The 14,925-nt window shown below is 68.7% G+C and carries 14 protein-coding genes; 11 read left to right on the forward strand and 3 right to left on the reverse strand.

Translation table 11 applies throughout. From position 1 onward, the window contains the following. The gene (locus tag HZ321_RS01120; protein ID WP_181699369.1) at positions 1–486 is read right to left on the reverse strand and encodes an RES family NAD+ phosphorylase; all 486 of its coding nucleotides are present in this window, start codon (positions 484–486) and stop codon (positions 1–3) included. Then, a complete protein-coding gene (gene parS / locus HZ321_RS01125; protein ID WP_181699371.1) occupies positions 470–871 on the reverse strand; it encodes a type II RES/Xre toxin-antitoxin system antitoxin in 402 nt (133 codons plus the stop codon). Before parS ends, HZ321_RS01120 begins: the two co-directional genes overlap by 17 nt. Before the next feature lie 371 nt (positions 872–1,242). Between parS and ileS the strand changes: the two genes are divergently transcribed. From ileS to HZ321_RS01150, 5 genes are all read left to right on the forward strand, one after another. Next, positions 1,243–4,251: an isoleucine--tRNA ligase gene (gene ileS / locus HZ321_RS01130; protein ID WP_181699373.1), complete on the forward strand. Its 3,009-nt coding sequence runs from the start codon at positions 1,243–1,245 to the stop codon at positions 4,249–4,251. Beyond that, complete coding sequence (lspA, locus tag HZ321_RS01135) at positions 4,248–4,766, forward strand: signal peptidase II (protein WP_181699375.1); 519 nt, start codon at positions 4,248–4,250, stop codon at positions 4,764–4,766. The genes ileS and lspA overlap by 4 nt, the downstream gene beginning before the upstream one ends. A 95-nt stretch (positions 4,767–4,861) precedes the next feature. After that, complete coding sequence (locus HZ321_RS01140; RefSeq protein ID WP_181699377.1) at positions 4,862–5,521, forward strand: hypothetical protein; 660 nt, start codon at positions 4,862–4,864, stop codon at positions 5,519–5,521. A 214-nt stretch (positions 5,522–5,735) separates the two neighbouring features. Continuing rightward, the gene (locus tag HZ321_RS01145) at positions 5,736–7,109 is read left to right on the forward strand and encodes a M16 family metallopeptidase (protein WP_181699379.1); all 1,374 of its coding nucleotides are present in this window, start codon (positions 5,736–5,738) and stop codon (positions 7,107–7,109) included. Positions 7,110–7,141: 32 nt separating this feature from the next. Beyond that, complete coding sequence (locus HZ321_RS01150; protein ID WP_181699381.1) at positions 7,142–8,467, forward strand: M16 family metallopeptidase; 1,326 nt, start codon at positions 7,142–7,144, stop codon at positions 8,465–8,467. 29 nt (positions 8,468–8,496) lie between these two features. Here the strand turns inward: HZ321_RS01150 and HZ321_RS01155 are convergent, their stop codons facing one another. Continuing rightward, positions 8,497–10,284 (reverse strand): EAL domain-containing protein, encoded by a 1,788-nt coding sequence (locus tag HZ321_RS01155; RefSeq protein ID WP_181699383.1) that lies wholly within the window; start codon positions 10,282–10,284, stop codon positions 8,497–8,499. Between the two features lie 216 nt (positions 10,285–10,500). Here HZ321_RS01155 and HZ321_RS01160 point away from each other — a divergent pair, with 216 nt between their 5' ends. From HZ321_RS01160 to groES, 6 genes are all read left to right on the forward strand, one after another. Next, positions 10,501–10,698 carry a heavy-metal-associated domain-containing protein gene (locus HZ321_RS01160; RefSeq protein WP_181699385.1) on the forward strand — a complete coding sequence of 66 codons (198 nt, stop codon included), beginning with the start codon at positions 10,501–10,503 and terminating at the stop codon, positions 10,696–10,698. Positions 10,699–10,808: 110 nt separating this feature from the next. Further along, positions 10,809–12,158: a sigma-54-dependent transcriptional regulator gene (locus HZ321_RS01165; RefSeq protein WP_181699386.1), complete on the forward strand. Its 1,350-nt coding sequence runs from the start codon at positions 10,809–10,811 to the stop codon at positions 12,156–12,158. Between the two features lie 174 nt (positions 12,159–12,332). After that, the gene (locus HZ321_RS01170; protein ID WP_181699388.1) at positions 12,333–12,923 is read left to right on the forward strand and encodes a hypothetical protein; all 591 of its coding nucleotides are present in this window, start codon (positions 12,333–12,335) and stop codon (positions 12,921–12,923) included. A gap of 159 nt (positions 12,924–13,082) precedes the next feature. Then, positions 13,083–13,562 (forward strand): GNAT family N-acetyltransferase, encoded by a 480-nt coding sequence (locus HZ321_RS01175; RefSeq protein ID WP_181699390.1) that lies wholly within the window; start codon positions 13,083–13,085, stop codon positions 13,560–13,562. Beyond that, positions 13,559–14,431 (forward strand): DMT family transporter, encoded by an 873-nt coding sequence (locus HZ321_RS01180; protein ID WP_181699392.1) that lies wholly within the window; start codon positions 13,559–13,561, stop codon positions 14,429–14,431. The genes HZ321_RS01175 and HZ321_RS01180 overlap by 4 nt, the downstream gene beginning before the upstream one ends. A gap of 159 nt (positions 14,432–14,590) precedes the next feature. Next, positions 14,591–14,878 (forward strand): co-chaperone GroES, encoded by a 288-nt coding sequence (groES, locus tag HZ321_RS01185; RefSeq protein ID WP_181699394.1) that lies wholly within the window; start codon positions 14,591–14,593, stop codon positions 14,876–14,878. Positions 14,879–14,925: the final 47 nt, after the last annotated feature.

Below are 14,925 nucleotides of genomic sequence, written 5' to 3' on the forward strand. Positions count from 1 at the left end.
TCAGGTGAAGAGCGAACCGTCTGCCGGGTCGTGGATCCGCAACACGGTGATCGCGTCGGAATGCCGGTGAACCGGATTGATCAGGAAGTTGAACGCACCGATCCGTGCCGCGGACGGAACCTTCAGCATCGCGCTGCGCCCGCTCGTCAGCCACGCGTCTCCGATCGGCTGGGAGTACTGCCACGTGCGCGGACCCGGCCCGGCCCAGTCCGAGGGAAGGACGGACACTTCGACCTCCTCCCGCGACACCGTTCGGGGCACACGGATCTCAAGCAGCTTGTAGCCGTCCGGGACGACGAACTCGGCGTTCGACAGACGCCTCTTCACCTCGTCGAATGCCGTTTGCGGTTCGTCGGCCGTATATACGATCGGCGTGCCGCGCGTGTGCCATCGACCGGCGGAGACAAGTCCGCCGCGACCGCTCAGGTCCGTGTAGTTGGAATAACGCCAGACAAGGAGAATGAGGTCCTCAGGCTGCAATCCCATGATCGATCCGCATCAGCATCTCTTCGACGAATCGGGCACCCGTCTCCGTCGTAAGATATGCGAAGGGAGTACGACCATCCAGTTGTTCACTGGGAAGACGCAACCATAAAAAAGCCTTTTCGCGGTTTGCGAAGACCCGCTCGGCCAAGGCTACGATCCGGGCCAGCCTTACCGCACGGTCCGATTGCTCCGGGGACAGCCGGCCGTCGTCGTCCTGCCCGAGCCCAGATACCGACAGCCCCACGATCCTGCTGATCTCGTCGGGTTTGACGCCGGCCGTCACCATGGACGCGACGATATTCGCCGGCAGTCGGAACGCGGCGGGATCGTCCGTCACCGTGAGCTCCGCAAGGGCTTCAATTCTCTTGAATTCGCTGGCGGCCATGTCTCATCCCGCAGTCCTGCCAAGGCGGCTTGCAACTGCCGCGGGCGCAAGCAGACTAGAACGACCGTGGTTACGGCTTCCTAAAGATAGGCCGGTCGGGCCTTTATGGCGAGTCCCCTGATCCGGACCTCCCCACTCCCGCCTTTATTTCCCCGCTCGTTCCCGCTAGAACACCGCGCCATGTGCACACAGCCGGTGAACGCCTTGCCTTTGCTGCCTCTGGCGCGAATTAGCCGCCCGGCCTCGACGCGTCGCGCCTGACCGGCGCGCCGTCGGGGTCCGGGAGTTGACGCCCGCTTGCGAAGGCTTTGCCGCGCGCTGCCGCCGCAAGGCCGAACCCGACACGAATTTCCGAGCACCCGAGACCCGCCATGACCGACCGTCCCGAGACCCAGGGCCGCGACTATTCCGAAACGCTCTACCTGCCCAAGACCGAGTTTCCGATGCGCGCCGGCCTGCCGCAGAAGGAGCCGGCGCTGATCGAGCGGTGGGACCGGATGGACCTCTACCGCCGCCTGCGCGAAAGCGCGGCGGGCCGGGAAAAATACGTCCTCCACGACGGCCCTCCCTACGCCAACGGCCACCTGCACATCGGCCACGCCCTCAACAAGATCCTGAAGGACGTGATCACCCGCTCCATGCAGATGCTTGGCAAGGACTCGAACTATGTTCCCGGCTGGGACTGCCACGGCCTTCCCATCGAGTGGAAGGTGGAGGAGAGCTACCGCGCCGCCGGCAAGAACAAGGACGAGGTTCCGATCAACGACTTCCGCGCGGAATGCCGGGCCTATGCCGAGCACTGGATCGGCGTGCAGGCGGCCGAGTTCCGCCGGCTTGGCGTGGAGGGCGACTTCAAGCGCCCCTACACCACCATGGCCTTCGACGCGGAGGCGGTGATCGCCGAGGAGCTCCTGAAGTTCGCCACCTCCGGCCAGCTCTACCGCGGCTCCAAGCCGGTGATGTGGTCGGTGGTGGAGAAGACCGCGCTCGCCGAGGCGGAAGTCGAGTACCAGGACTACCAGTCCGACACGATCTGGGTGAAGTTCCCGGTGACGTCCGTGCGCGGCGTGCCGCGGGTGGTCTATGACGACGCCACTCCGGCGGAGAAGGCGCGCGCGGGCTGGCCGGCGCTTCTGGTCGGCGCGAACGTGGTGATCTGGACGACCACGCCGTGGACGATTCCCGGCAACCGGGCGATCAGCTACAGCCACAAGATCTCCTACGGCCTCTACGAGGTCACCGACGCGTCGGAGAACAACTGGGCCAAGGTCGGCGACCGGCTGATCCTCGCGGACGCGCTCGCCGAGAGCGTCATGAAGCAGGCCAAGGTGACCAGCTTCGAGCGGCGCTCCGACATCTCGGCCGAGATGCTCCGCTCCATCGTCACCGCCCATCCGCTGCGGGGGCTCGACGGCGGCTACGGCTTCGACGTGCCGATGCTCGACGGCGAGCACGTCACCGACGACGCCGGCACCGGCTTCGTCCACACCGCGCCCGGCCACGGCCGCGAGGACTTCGAGATCTGGATGGACCAGGCGCGCAACCTCGCCGCCCGTGGCATCGACGTCACCATCCCCTTCACCGTGGACGACGACGGCTTCTTCACCAAGGACGCGCCGGGTTTCACCGGCAAGCGCGTGATCACCGACAAGGGCGAGAAGGGCGACGCCAACCAGGCGGTCATCGACGCGCTGGCCGCTGCCGGCGCGATGGTGGCGCGCGGCCGCCTCAAGCACCAGTATCCGCACTCCTGGCGCTCCAAGAAGCCGGTGATCTTCCGCAACACGCCGCAGTGGTTCATCCACATGGACCGCGACATCGCCGGCGAGGGCGACACATTGCGCGCCCGCTCGCTGAACGCGATTGACGCGACGCGCTTCGTGCCGGCGGCCGGGCAGAACCGCCTGAAGTCGATGATCGAGAACCGGCCGGACTGGGTGATGAGCCGCCAGCGGGCCTGGGGCGTGCCGATCGCGGTGTTCCGCAACACCGAGACCGGCGCCCTGATCCCCGGGCCGGAGTTCGACCGCAACGACGAGTACGTGGCGCGGCTTAAGCAGGCCTTCGCCGCGGAAGGCGCCGATGCGTGGTTCGCGGAGGGTGCGAAGGAGCGCTTCCTCGCCGGCTTCGTCAACGATCTCGCCGCCTGGGAACAGGTGCGCGACATCCTCGACGTCTGGTTCGATTCGGGCTCCACGCACGCCTTCTGCCTGGAGCACCGGCCGGACCTGAAGTGGCCCGCCGACCTCTACCTGGAAGGCTCCGACCAGCATCGCGGCTGGTTCCACTCCTCGCTCCTGGAAAGCTGCGGCACCCGTGGCCGCGCGCCCTACGACGCCGTGCTCACCCACGGCTTCGTGCTCGACGAGGAAGGGCGCAAGATGTCGAAGTCGCTCGGCAACACGACGACCCCGCAGGAGGTCATCGAGAAGTCGGGCGCAGACATCCTGCGGCTCTGGGTGGTGTCGACCGACTATTCGGACGACCTCAGGATCGGCAAGAAGATCCTCGACACCAACACCGACGCCTACCGCAAGATCCGCAACACGCTCCGCTGGATGCTCGGCACGCTCGCCCACTTCGACGGCACCGCCGTCGACGTGAAGGACATGCCGGAGTTGGAGCGGCTGATGCTGCACCGCTTGTCGGAGCTCGACGGCCTGGTCCGCCAGGCCTACCTCGACTTCGACTTCAAGCGGATCACCGCCCAGCTCATGCACTTCATGACGGTGGAGCTCTCCGCCTTCTACTTCGACGTCCGCAAGGACGCGCTCTACTGCGACGCGCCGTCGAGCGTGAAGCGGAAGGCCGCGCTCTACGTGGTCGACCGGCTGTTCGACTGTCTCGTGAAGTGGCTGGCGCCGATGCTTCCCTTCACCATGGAGGAGGCTTGGCTCGACCGGCATCCGGGTGACGACGTGTCGGTGCACCTGACGCTGTTCCCCACGGTTCCGGCCGCGTGGCAGGACGCCGCCCTCGCCGAGAAGTGGGCGAAGATCCGCAAGGTCCGCCGCGTCGTCACCGGCGCGCTGGAGGTGGAGCGCGCCGCCAAGCGCATCGGCTCGTCGCTGGAGGCGGCTCCGGTCGTCCACGTCGCCGACCCGGATCTGTTTTCGGCATTGGACGGGCTCGACTTCGCGGAAATCTGCATCACGTCGCAAATCTCGGTGACCAGCGATCCCGCCCCGGCGGACGCATTCCGGCTCGACGATGTCGCCGAGGTCGCGGTGGTTCCGGGCCGTGCGACCGGCACCAAGTGCGCGCGCTCCTGGAAGGTGCTGCCGGAGGTCGGGACCGACCCGGACTATCCGGATCTCACGCTCCGCGATGCGGCGGCGATGCGCGAGATCGAGGCGCTGAGGAGCGCGGCGGCGGAATGACCGACGCCGCCGATGCCGCCGCGGGCGGGCGATTCGCCCGCCTCGGGCTCACCGTCGCCGCGGCCGGCGCTGTGCTCGACCAGGCGACCAAGCTCTGGATCATGCACGGCACGGACCTGCCCGACGGCGGGCAGATCTCCGTCCTGCCGGTGCTCGACCTGGTGCTCGCCTGGAACCACGGCATCTCCTACGGGCTGTTCCAGCAGGACGGCGCGCTCGGCAAGTGGCTCCTGATCGCCTTCACCTTCGTCGCCACGATCGTGCTCGGCGTCTGGATGCTGCGCACCGACCGGCGGCTGGTGGCAGTCAGCCTCGGGTTGATCGTCGGCGGGGCGGTCGGCAACCTGATCGACCGCGTGGTCTACGGGGCGGTGGTCGACTTCGTCTATTTCCACGTGCTCGACTTCAGCTGGTACGTGTTCAATCTGGCGGACACCTGGATCGTTGCGGGGGTTGTCGGGCTCCTGTATGACTCGTTCCGCCCCGGCCATACCGACGCCGCAAAGGGCCGCTAGCGGCTGACGTCATGCATGGGCGGGAAGCGTCCCGTCGGAGCGGGCATCACGAGCCGCCGGTCACGGGGCGAGACGAGGGCGAACGGGACCCGATGATGAACAGCACTTCTTGGACGCGTCTGGCCGCAGTGGCCGTCCTCGGTTCCAGCCTCGCCGGCTGCGCCGCCATGGGTACCACGGTCGATGAAGACGACCCGGAGACCGAGGTCCCCAACGTCTCGATGGGCCGCTCCATCATGGAGAGCCTCGGGGCCGTCCCGTCCCGGCGCACGCCGATCAACTACTCGCCGCGCGCTCCGCTGGTCGTGCCGCCGAGCACGGAGGCGTTGGCGCCGCCGGAGGATCCGAACCGGGTGGCGAGTCTTGCCGACTGGCCGGTCGATCCGGAGATCGCCACCGCCCGCCGGCTGCGCGCCGCGGAGAAGCGCGATGCGGAACGCGGCGACGATGCGCTGCTGTCGCCGTCCGAACTCCTCGCCACGCGCGTCCCGCCGACCGACACCAGCCTACGCCGCGCCGGCGACAGCGGCTACGATCCGGCCCGGCCGCTGATGCCGAGCCAGCTCAAGGGCATGCCGATGACCGCGCAAGCCCAGGGCCCCTACGAGCCGACCACCGGTACCCCGCGCCGTCGCGCGCTGGTGGAACCGCCCGTGGAGTACCTGACCCCGGCCCCCGGCCAGCCCGTCGCCCTGCCCGATCCGGATGCGGACCCGAAGAAGAAGAAGGGCCTGTTCAGCTGGTTCGGCTGGTAACAGCTCGCACCCGAAACGCATCAAGCCGCGGCATCGTCCGCGGCTTTTTCATGCGCTCCAGCCGTGACCCATCCGCATTCCTGACGCTCCGCTGACGGAAAGTTCATTTCCTTCCGGCCAGGTCACTCTATCTTTCGCCACCATCGGGCCGTGTCCTTTAGGGCCGCAGCAGTTTTTCGGGCGTCGACAAGCGGCGCCCAACCGGAGACGCTTCATGACGGCTTCCGCCGCCTTCACCCGTTGCGCGTTTGTTTCGGTCGCGCTTCTCCTTTCTCCGCCCGCTCTGGCCGATGTCGGCGCGCCGCCGGTGATCGGGCCGGACGTGACGTCCTTTGAGCTGGCGAACGGTCTCGACGTGGTGGTGATCCCCGATCATAGGGCACCGGTCGTCACCCACATGATCTGGTATCAGGTCGGATCGGCCGACGAGCCGGAGGGCAAGACGGGGATCGCGCACTTCCTGGAACACCTGATGTTCAAGGGCACGTCCACCTATCCTGAGGGCGAGTTCTCGCGCGTCGTCGGCGAGATCGGCGGCGAGGAGAACGCCTTCACCACGGCCGACTACACCGCCTACTACCAGCGCGTCGCCAAGGAGAAGCTGGAGCTGGTGATGGGCTACGAGGCCGACCGGATGGCGAACCTCGTGCTCACCGACGAGAACGTCATCCCCGAACGCAAGGTGATCCTGGAGGAGCGCGCAATGCGCGTGGAGGCCGAACCCGGCGCCCAGCTCGGCAACGCGGTCGATTCCGTCCTCTACCTCCGCCACCCCTACGGCGTGCCGGTGATCGGTTGGCGGGAGGACATGGAGAAGCTCTCCAAAGAGGACGCCATCGCCTTCTACGACCGCTTCTACACGCCGAACAACGCGGTGCTGGTGGTGGCCGGCGACGTCACGGCCGACGAGGTGCGCGGGCTTGCCGAGAAGACCTACGGCGCGGTGCCGCGGCGGGCCGAGCCGCCCGCGCGCGACCGGCTGGATGCCCGGATCCTCGACATCCCGCGCGAAGTCAGCCACGCCGATCCGAAGGTGATGCAGGAGAGCGTGCGGATCTCCTGGCTCGCGCCGTCCTACCGGCTTGCCGAGGGCGATCAGGGCCATGCGCTTGATCTCCTCGCCGAGACGCTGGGCGGCGGCATGACCAGTATCCTCTTCCGCGACCTCGTCATCGACCAGAAGCTGGCGACCTCGGTGGGCGCCTACTACAACTCCTCCGCCTGGGACATGGGCAGCTTTACCGTCTACGCCGCCCCGCGCGACGGGGTGACGCTGGAGGCGATGCGCGCCGCGCTGATGACGTCCCTCGACAACGCCATCCGCAACCGGCTCACCGAGGAAGAGATCGGCCGCGCCAAGGCCCGGCTGGAGGCCGACACGATTTATGCGCAGGACAGCCAGGTCGCGCTCGCCCGGATCTTCGGCACCGAGCTGATCACCGGCGGCACGGTGGAGGACGTCCAGTCCTGGCCTGCCCACATTCGGGCCGTGCCGATCGCGGCCGTGCGGGAGGCCGCCGCCTTCCTGGCGCCGGAGCGGTCGGTGACCGGCTACCTGCGCAAGGCCTCGCCTGGCGAGCGTTCCTGATCTCCCCGTTTCCCAAATTCCGAGTGACGCCCATGTCCTTCTTCCTCCGCTTGCCCGCCGTCCGGCGGACCCTCGCCGCCGCTGTCGGGCTTTTCGTAGCCGTGCTGCCGCTCCAGGCACTCGCGACCGAGGTCCAGGAGGTGGTCAGCCCGGGCGGCATCCGCGCCTGGCTCGTCTCAGACGACACCGTGCCACTGATCGCGATGGACTTCGCCTTCCGGGGCGGCACCGCGCAGGATCCGGATGGCAAGCCGGGGGTGGCCAACCTCCTGTCCGGCCTGATCGACGAAGGCGCCGGTGATCTCGATTCGGCCGAGTTCCAGCGCCGGATGGAGGCGATCGCCCTCCGGATGGGCTTCGACGCGGATCGCGACGCGTTCCAGGGCTCCGTCGCCACGCTCGCCGCGCGGCGCGACGAGGCGTTCGAGCTGGTGGCACTGGCCATCACCCGGCCGCGGCTCGACCCGGAGCCGATCGACCGCATGCGGTCGCAGATCGCCGCGGGCCTTCGTTCGCAGCAGACCGATCCGGACTGGATCGCGAGCCGGCTGTTCATGGAGAAGACCTTCCCCGACCATCCCTACGGCCGGCCGTCCGACGGCACGCCCGAGAGCCTTGCCGCCATCACCCGCGACGACCTTTCGGCCTTCCATGCCGCGACTTTCGCGCAGGACAACCTCGTTGTCGGCGTCGTCGGGGCGATCAGCGCCGAGGAATTGGCGCCGCTGCTCGACAAGACCTTCGGCGGGCTGCCGAAGACGTCCCGGCTGAAGCCGGTTGCCGACGTGGCTCCGGTCGTCGGCGAACGGATCACCGGCACCCTCCCCAACCCGCAGACGGTCATCCGATTCGGCGCGCCGGGGGTGAAGCGCATGGATCCGGACTTCATGGCCGCCTACGTCATGAACCACATCCTCGGCGGCGGCACCTTCTCGTCGCGGCTCTACAACGAGATCCGCGAAAAGCGCGGCCTCGCCTACTCCGTGTGGAGCGGCGTGGTCAGCTATCGCCACGCCGGCCTGTTCATGGCGGGGACCTCCACCGGCGCCGCGCAGGCGGACCAGACGGTGGAGTTGATGAGGGCCGAGCTTCAGAAGATGGCGGCCGAAGGTCCGACCGAAAAGGAACTCGCCGACGCCAAGACCTACCTCACCGGCAACTACGCGCTCCGCTTCGACGCGTCCGGCAAGATCGCCGAGCAGCTGGTGGGGCTGCAGCTGGAAGGCCTGCCGATCGACTACTTCGCCACGCGCAACCAGCTGGTGGAGGCGGTTACGCTCGAACAGGTGAAGGCGGTGGCGGCGAAAATGCTGGCCGGTCCGCTGACCGTGGTTACCGTCGGGCCGCCACAGGGCTGACGTCGGTTCGCCGGCCCGGAGGGTGCCGGTCAGCGGCGGGCGCGAACCTGCGTCCAAGGCGGCGCGCCTGCTGCGGGGGCAGCGGCCGGCCGGGGTGCAGCAGCGCTACCCTGCCCCGCTGCCGGCTGCGGCTGCGGGGTAGGCGCGGACTGTTGCTGTGGCTGGCTTGCGACCGCGGCACCGCCCGGCTGGGCTGCGAGAATCTCCGGGCGCACCTGGCGCGGGGCGGAGAACAGGTTGCCCTGGGCGAGCTTGACCTCGAATTCCAGGAGGTCCACCACCTGCGCCTCGGCCTCGACGCGGTCGACGACCAGCGTGAAGCCCTTGCGGCCGAGGTGGCCGTTGAGGTCGGCCGGGTGGATGTCGCCGCCGCCGAGCGGAGCGCGGCCGAGCAGGCGGTCGGCGGAGATCTTCAGGGTGCGGAAGCCGACATCGAAGAGCTGCTGGAACTCGAGCCGCAGGTCCGAGACGTGGTCGATTGAGAAGCGGTAGCCAAGGTCGGAGAGCGTCGCCAGGCTCTCCATCTCCAGCGGGCCCATGTCGGTCACCGCCTCGTGGGTGAACTCGAACTGGACGAGGTCGGCCAGAGGCTTGTTCTGGCTGAGGAAGGTGTGGAACTCGCGGAAGAAGGTGGGGTCGACGAGGCTGGAGACCGCCAGGTTGACGAACAGCCCCATCTCGCGGTTGCGCGTGGTCAGGCGCTTCAGGATCTGGAACGAGCGGATCACCTGGAAGGTGTCGAGCTTCGGCATCATCCGGCGGTATTCGGCGGCCGGGATGAACTCGCCGGCGGGGATCAGGCGGCCGTCGGCGCCGCGCAGGCGCGTCAGCACCTCGTAGTAGCGGACCTTGCGCTGCGGCAGCGTCACGATCGGCTGCAGGTGCACCTCGATGCGCTCGGCGCGGATGGCGGTCTCCACCTCGCGCTCGAAGGGCGTGGGAATGCGCGGCGGTTCGGGCGCGGGCGGCGGGGCGACGACGACCGGCGGCGGCACCCCGGGGCCGGCCAGCGGCCCGAGGCCATGGCTGCGGCCGGCCGGCTCGACCTGGACCGGCGGCGCTTCGAAGCGCGGCTCGACGCGGGTCTCGCGCTCCATGCGCGGCGGCGCGGGGGGAGCCGGCGGCGGCGGGGGGGCCATTGCGGCAGGCGCGGGGACATGCGTCGGCGTGTGGATCACCTCGACACGCTGGTAGGCCGGCTGGGGCGGCGGCGGGGCCGGCTGCGCCTGGATGTAGGGGGCCGGTGCGGTCTCGAAGCGCGGCTGCGGCGGCGCGGGAGGGTCGTAGCGCGGCGGCGCCTGCGGCTGCGGCGGCGGATCGAAGCGGGACGCGGAAATGCGCGGCTGCGGCTGCGGCTCGAATCGCGGCTGCGGGGGCGGCAGGCGGTTCGCCTCCAGCTTGTGGCTGACGTCGTCGAGGCGGCGGTCGAAGCGCGCCTCCACGTCGGCGAGCGCGTCGGCCACCTGCTTCATCAGCGTGCCGACGACCTCGATCTCCACCGCGAGCGCCTCGTTCTCCTGGCGGATCCGCTCCGGCAGACCGGTCTCCAGGCGCGACAGGCGCGAGGCGATGTTGTCGACCTCGGTGTTGACGTCGCCGGCCACCGCCGAGATCTCGGAGATGCGGGCCTCCAGCCACTTGCGGTCGCGGGTGCGTTCGCCCTGCACATGGAGCAGGGCAAGCCCGAACAGGGCGACCAGGCCGAGCGCGGCGGACTGTCCGAGCGGGAAGTCGAACTGCAGGTTCAGGACGACCGCGATCGAGACGGCGGTCACCACCATCGCCATGACGATGAGAATAGTCGACAGACGGCTCATCGCCGCTCCACTCCAATGACGTAGGCTACGAATCGCGCCCGTACTCACCGGAATCCAAGGGTTAATCGGAGGTAAACTCAACCGGTTTCCGTTCTCGCCGCGTGCATGGACGGGGATAACGACATTGCCGCCACAGAGGGGCTTGACCTTCCATCTGCTGGAAGGCGCATCCCTGGGGGCGATGGGCCCCCGGGGCCTACCCTCCAGGAGACGACCATGATCGATCTGAAAGTCAGCGGAATGACCTGCGGCGGATGCGTGCGCGCGGTGGAAAAGGCGGTGGCCCGTACCGATGCCAAGGCCAGCGTTTCGGTGGACCTGCCGACCGGCGTCGTGCGGATCGAGAGCGAGCGGCCGCGGGCGGACTTCGCCTCGGCGATCGAGGCGGCGGGATACGACGTGGAGCCTGCCTAAAGCTTCGTCAATTCCGCATCCGGCAACGGATTGTTTACCATGGCGCGGCGACATTCAGGGGAAGCAGAGCGCGGAAGGATTCCGCGTTGCCCTCGCAAGGATTGCTCCCGATGGATGCCGCCCCGCGCTCCTCGTCGGCGCTACGTGTGCTGATCGCTGACGCCGACGCCGACGCCAGGTCCGTTCTCCGCTCCGCGCTCGAGGAGCGAATCGCTCGCCCCCTCATGGTGATGGAAACCGGCGACGCGGCCTCCGCCCGCGTGCTCGCGGCGGGCCGGAACTTCGACGTGATCGCCGCCGACCTCGCCACTCTCGGCGGGCCGCACGCCCTGACGCCGCTCCTGTCGGCGGCCGGGGACACCACCCTCTACGCCCTCGGACCGTCGGAGGACGTGACGTCCGCCGTCACCGCCGTGCAGGTCGGGGCTGCCGACTACCTTTCCAAGCCGCTCGACGGAGCGGCCTTCGCCCGGCGGGTGGAGCGCCAGTTCGGCCAGAGCGAGGCGGTCCACGCGGAAGGCTTCGACGGCATGCTCGGCCGGTCGGAGTCCATGCGGACGCTGTTCGAGGCGGTCGGGCGCGTGGCGCCGTCGCTCGCGCCGGTGTTCGTCAGCGGTCCGACGGGTTCGGGCAAGTCGACGCTTGCCCGCGTGATTCACGGCCGGTCGCGCCGCAAGCACGGCCCATTCGTCGAGGTCGACTGCACGGGCCAGGAGAGTGTGGCCCTTTGCGACACGCTGGCGGCAATCGGCGGCGCCTTCGATCGGGCGCACGGCGGCACGCTGCATCTGAAGGAAATCTCCCGCCTGTCGCCCGCGGTCCAGGCGCTGCTGCTCCGGCTGGTCGACAGCGGGGAAGTGCTGGGCTCCGGCGTCCGCCGGCGCCTTTCGGTTCGGCTCGTCGTCTCCACGTCGGAGGCGGTGCAGGACGGCAAGGTCCCGGGCACGCTGAAGCCCGATCTCTACTTCCGCCTGGCCGTGCTGCCGCTGCGGCTGCCGGCGCTCGCCGCGCGCACCGAGGACATTCCGCTGATCGCGCTGGAAGCGCTGCGCCGTGCCGCGCGCGAACGCGGCGCCCGCTCGATCCGGCTTCTGCCGGCGGCGGAGAGCGCGCTGATGGCCTTCGGCTGGCCGGACAACGTCGCCGGGCTGAAACGGGCTTGCGAGACGCTGGCGGAACATGCCGTCAACGGCGTGATCGGGCCGGAGGCGGTTGCGGCCGTGCTCGCGCCGGCCGGCTTCGTCGCCCGCACGGAAGCCACCGGCGCCGCGCAGCGGCCCATCATCGTCCGGCCGCTCCACCTGGAGGAGGCCCGCATCATCGAGGAGGCGATCGCCGCCTTCGACGGCAATATCGCCCGGGCGGCGGCGGCGCTGCAGATCAGTCCGTCGACGATCTACCGCAAGCGCCGTGGGCGCGAGGGATCAGAAGCCGGCTATGCGGAGTCGGCCGCCGGCTGACGCAGGCCGGGATAGCGCCCCTTCGAGCGTAACCAAGGGCTTGTGACCTTTTTCCCATGGCGTAAGATGCCGATGTGGCGTCGGGCTGCTATGCTCCCGGCGCACATTCGCTTATGCCCCCGCATGCCGATCCCGTCGGCCCATCGCCCGTTCGATCACAGGATCCCGTCTTCCATGCACCTCTCCGGCTTCGTCGGTCGCCTTCCAGCCGCTGCCGCCGCGCTTCTCCTCGGGCTCGGCAGCGCCGCCGTGGCCGGCGAGATGGTCGACCGCGCCACCCAGGCGGAGACGCTCCTGTCCGAGCAGAAGCCGGTGCAGGCGCTGGCGGAGATCGAGGCCGCCTTCAACGCGGCGTGGGACAAGGCTCCGCTGGGATTTTCGGAGGCGCTGTTCGTCGCCGCCCGGCCGCAGGGATTCGGCATCTACGAGGCGCGCGCCACCAACGTGTTCGCGCCGGGCGAGGACATGTTCGTCTACGCCGAGCCGTTCGGTTACGGCTACGGCGAGGCCGACGGCCAATTCGCGATCGGTTTCGACGCGGATTTCGAGCTGCGCACCACCAAGGGCCAGATCCTCCACGCGCAGGAGGGCTTCGCTGCGCCCGGGCTGACCACGCGGCGGCGGAACAAGGAGTTCCAGGTGTTCATCACCTACAACTTCAAGGGCCTGAAGGCGGGCGACTATGTGCTCGTCACCCGCCTGCGCGACAAGAACTCCGACAAGAAAGGCAGCTTCGAGCTGCCGTTCAGCGTCAAGGCGCCCTGAGCCCGAAGGCTCGGCGCTGGCTCGCCAAACCGGGTGCCGTCACCGCAGCGTGACCGGGCACCGGTTGGCGGTTCTCGCCATTGCACGAGTGTGCAGCATTCGATATCGGTCGATGGCGATCCGTCGCTGCCGTTCACCGAACGCTCGAGTCCCGTCACCTTGCCTACCCTCCGTCCCGGCCTCGACAGCGATGGCGACGGCATCGCGGCGCTGATCGCCGCGGTGTTCGCGGAGTATCCGGGCTGCCCATTCGTGCGCGATGAGTTTCCCGAACTCGCCCAGCCGGCCAGACACTACGCGGCGAAGGGCGGCGGGCTCTGGGTGCTGGAGGCGAACGGCGCGGTGGTCGGATGCTTTGCGATCAGCCGGGTGGACGGCACCGACATCTTCGAGATCCACAAGGTCTACCTCGCCCGGTCCCTGCGCGGCTTCGGCCATGCCGGCCGCCTATGGGACGCCGCCATCGGCGAGGCCGCCAGGCGCGGCGCGACGGCCCTCCGGCTGTGGACCGACACGCGCTTTGACAGCGGCCACCGCTTCTACGAGAAGCGCGGCTTCCGGCGGCTGCCGGTGACGCGGTTCCTGGCCGACGCCACGAACGCGTGGGAATACGCCTACGTTCTGGCGCCGCTGCCATGAAGACGCTCGCCTCCCCCGTGCCGGTGCTGTCCGGCCTGTTCGCCGTGGCGGTTCTGGCCGGCATGGACGCGCTCATCAAGGAGGTGAGCGGGTCGCACGCCACCGGCCAGGTGGTGTTCCTGCGCTATCTCTTCGGCGCGGCGGCGCTGGTGATCGTCGCGCTCGTCACGCGGGCGCAGCCGCCGACGCTCGGCACCATGAAACGGGCCGGCGTACGGGCGATCTTCATCCTCTCCACCGCCTTCCTGTTCTTCAAGACGCTGACGCTTTTGCCGCTCGCCGAGGCGGTGGCGGTCAGCTTCACGGCGCCCTTCTTCATGGTGATCGCGTCGCGATTCATGCTGGGCGAACCGGTGCCGCCGCGCGCGCTCGGGGCCATCGCGGTGGGATTCTCCGGGGTGGTCGTGATGCTCGCCGGCCGGATCGGCGACGGAAGCCTTTCCGGCGTGCCACTCGGCTATGCCACCGGCATCGGCTGCTCGGTCACTTATGCGCTCGCCATGGTGATGACGCGAAAGGACAGCGGCCACGACCCGGTGATAGCGATGGTGCTGGCGCAGAACGCCACCGCAACGGTTTTCTCGGCGCCGATCGGCTTTGCCGTCTGGACCGCGCCGTCGACCGAGACGACGCTGCTCTTTGCCGGCGTCGGCCTGCTCGGCACGCTCGGGCACCTCGCCTTCGCCTGGGCCTATGCGCATGCGCCGGCGTCGCGGCTGGCGCCGCTGGAGTTCACCAGCTTCCTGTGGGCGGCCGTGTTCGGCCTCGTGTTCTTCGGCGAGATGCCGACGATCGCCACCTTCCTCGGCGCGCTTCTGATCGTCAGCGCCTGCCTTGCGGTGTTCCGGAAGACCGAAGCGCCGGCTTGAGCGTCAACCAAAGCGATCACGCCTTCTTGACACTCGGACGGGGCACCCTTATCTCCAGCCTGCCGCGGCTGGCACTCACCTTTGTCGAGTGCTAACACGGCTCACAAATTCGAACGGCCGATGCGATCGGCCGTGGTTTGATCAAAAGGAGCGACGCACATGGCTTTCCGTCCGCTGCACGACCGGGTGGTCGTCCGCCGGCTCGAATCCGAGGAGAAGACCGCGGGTGGCATCATCATCCCGGACACTGCCAAGGAGAAGCCGCAGCAGGGTGAGGTCGTTTCCGTCGGCCCCGGCGCCCGGAACGAGAAGGGCGATCTCGTCGCCCTCGACGTCAAGGCCGGCGACAAGGTGCTGTTCGGCAAGTGGTCGGGCACCGAAGTCAAGATCGACGGTCAGGATCTCCTGATCATGAAGGAGAGCGACATCCTCGGGATCGTCGGCTAACGCCGCACCGAAGGACGTCTCCCTTAACTTCCCAATCGAAGGATCAG

This window comes from Chthonobacter albigriseus (assembly GCF_013839445.1).
Classification (GTDB): Bacteria; Pseudomonadota; Alphaproteobacteria; order Rhizobiales; family Pleomorphomonadaceae; genus Chthonobacter; species Chthonobacter albigriseus.

Coding starts and splice junctions, on each gene's coding strand:
- parS (WP_181699371.1), bottom strand. CDS start 871: ATGGCCGCCAGCGAATTCAAGAGAATTGAAGCCCTTGCGGAGCTCACG.
- lspA (WP_181699375.1), top strand. CDS start 4,248: ATGACCGACGCCGCCGATGCCGCCGCGGGCGGGCGATTCGCCCGCCTC.
- HZ321_RS01155 (WP_181699383.1), bottom strand. CDS start 10,284: ATGAGCCGTCTGTCGACTATTCTCATCGTCATGGCGATGGTGGTGACC.
- HZ321_RS01150 (WP_181699381.1), top strand. CDS start 7,142: ATGTCCTTCTTCCTCCGCTTGCCCGCCGTCCGGCGGACCCTCGCCGCC.
- HZ321_RS01160 (WP_181699385.1), top strand. CDS start 10,501: ATGATCGATCTGAAAGTCAGCGGAATGACCTGCGGCGGATGCGTGCGC.
- HZ321_RS01120 (WP_181699369.1), bottom strand. CDS start 486: ATGGGATTGCAGCCTGAGGACCTCATTCTCCTTGTCTGGCGTTATTCC.
- HZ321_RS01145 (WP_181699379.1), top strand. CDS start 5,736: ATGACGGCTTCCGCCGCCTTCACCCGTTGCGCGTTTGTTTCGGTCGCG.
- HZ321_RS01170 (WP_181699388.1), top strand. CDS start 12,333: ATGCACCTCTCCGGCTTCGTCGGTCGCCTTCCAGCCGCTGCCGCCGCG.
- groES (WP_181699394.1), top strand. CDS start 14,591: ATGGCTTTCCGTCCGCTGCACGACCGGGTGGTCGTCCGCCGGCTCGAA.
- HZ321_RS01165 (WP_181699386.1), top strand. CDS start 10,809: ATGGATGCCGCCCCGCGCTCCTCGTCGGCGCTACGTGTGCTGATCGCT.
- HZ321_RS01180 (WP_181699392.1), top strand. CDS start 13,559: ATGAAGACGCTCGCCTCCCCCGTGCCGGTGCTGTCCGGCCTGTTCGCC.
- HZ321_RS01140 (WP_181699377.1), top strand. CDS start 4,862: ATGAACAGCACTTCTTGGACGCGTCTGGCCGCAGTGGCCGTCCTCGGT.
- ileS (WP_181699373.1), top strand. CDS start 1,243: ATGACCGACCGTCCCGAGACCCAGGGCCGCGACTATTCCGAAACGCTC.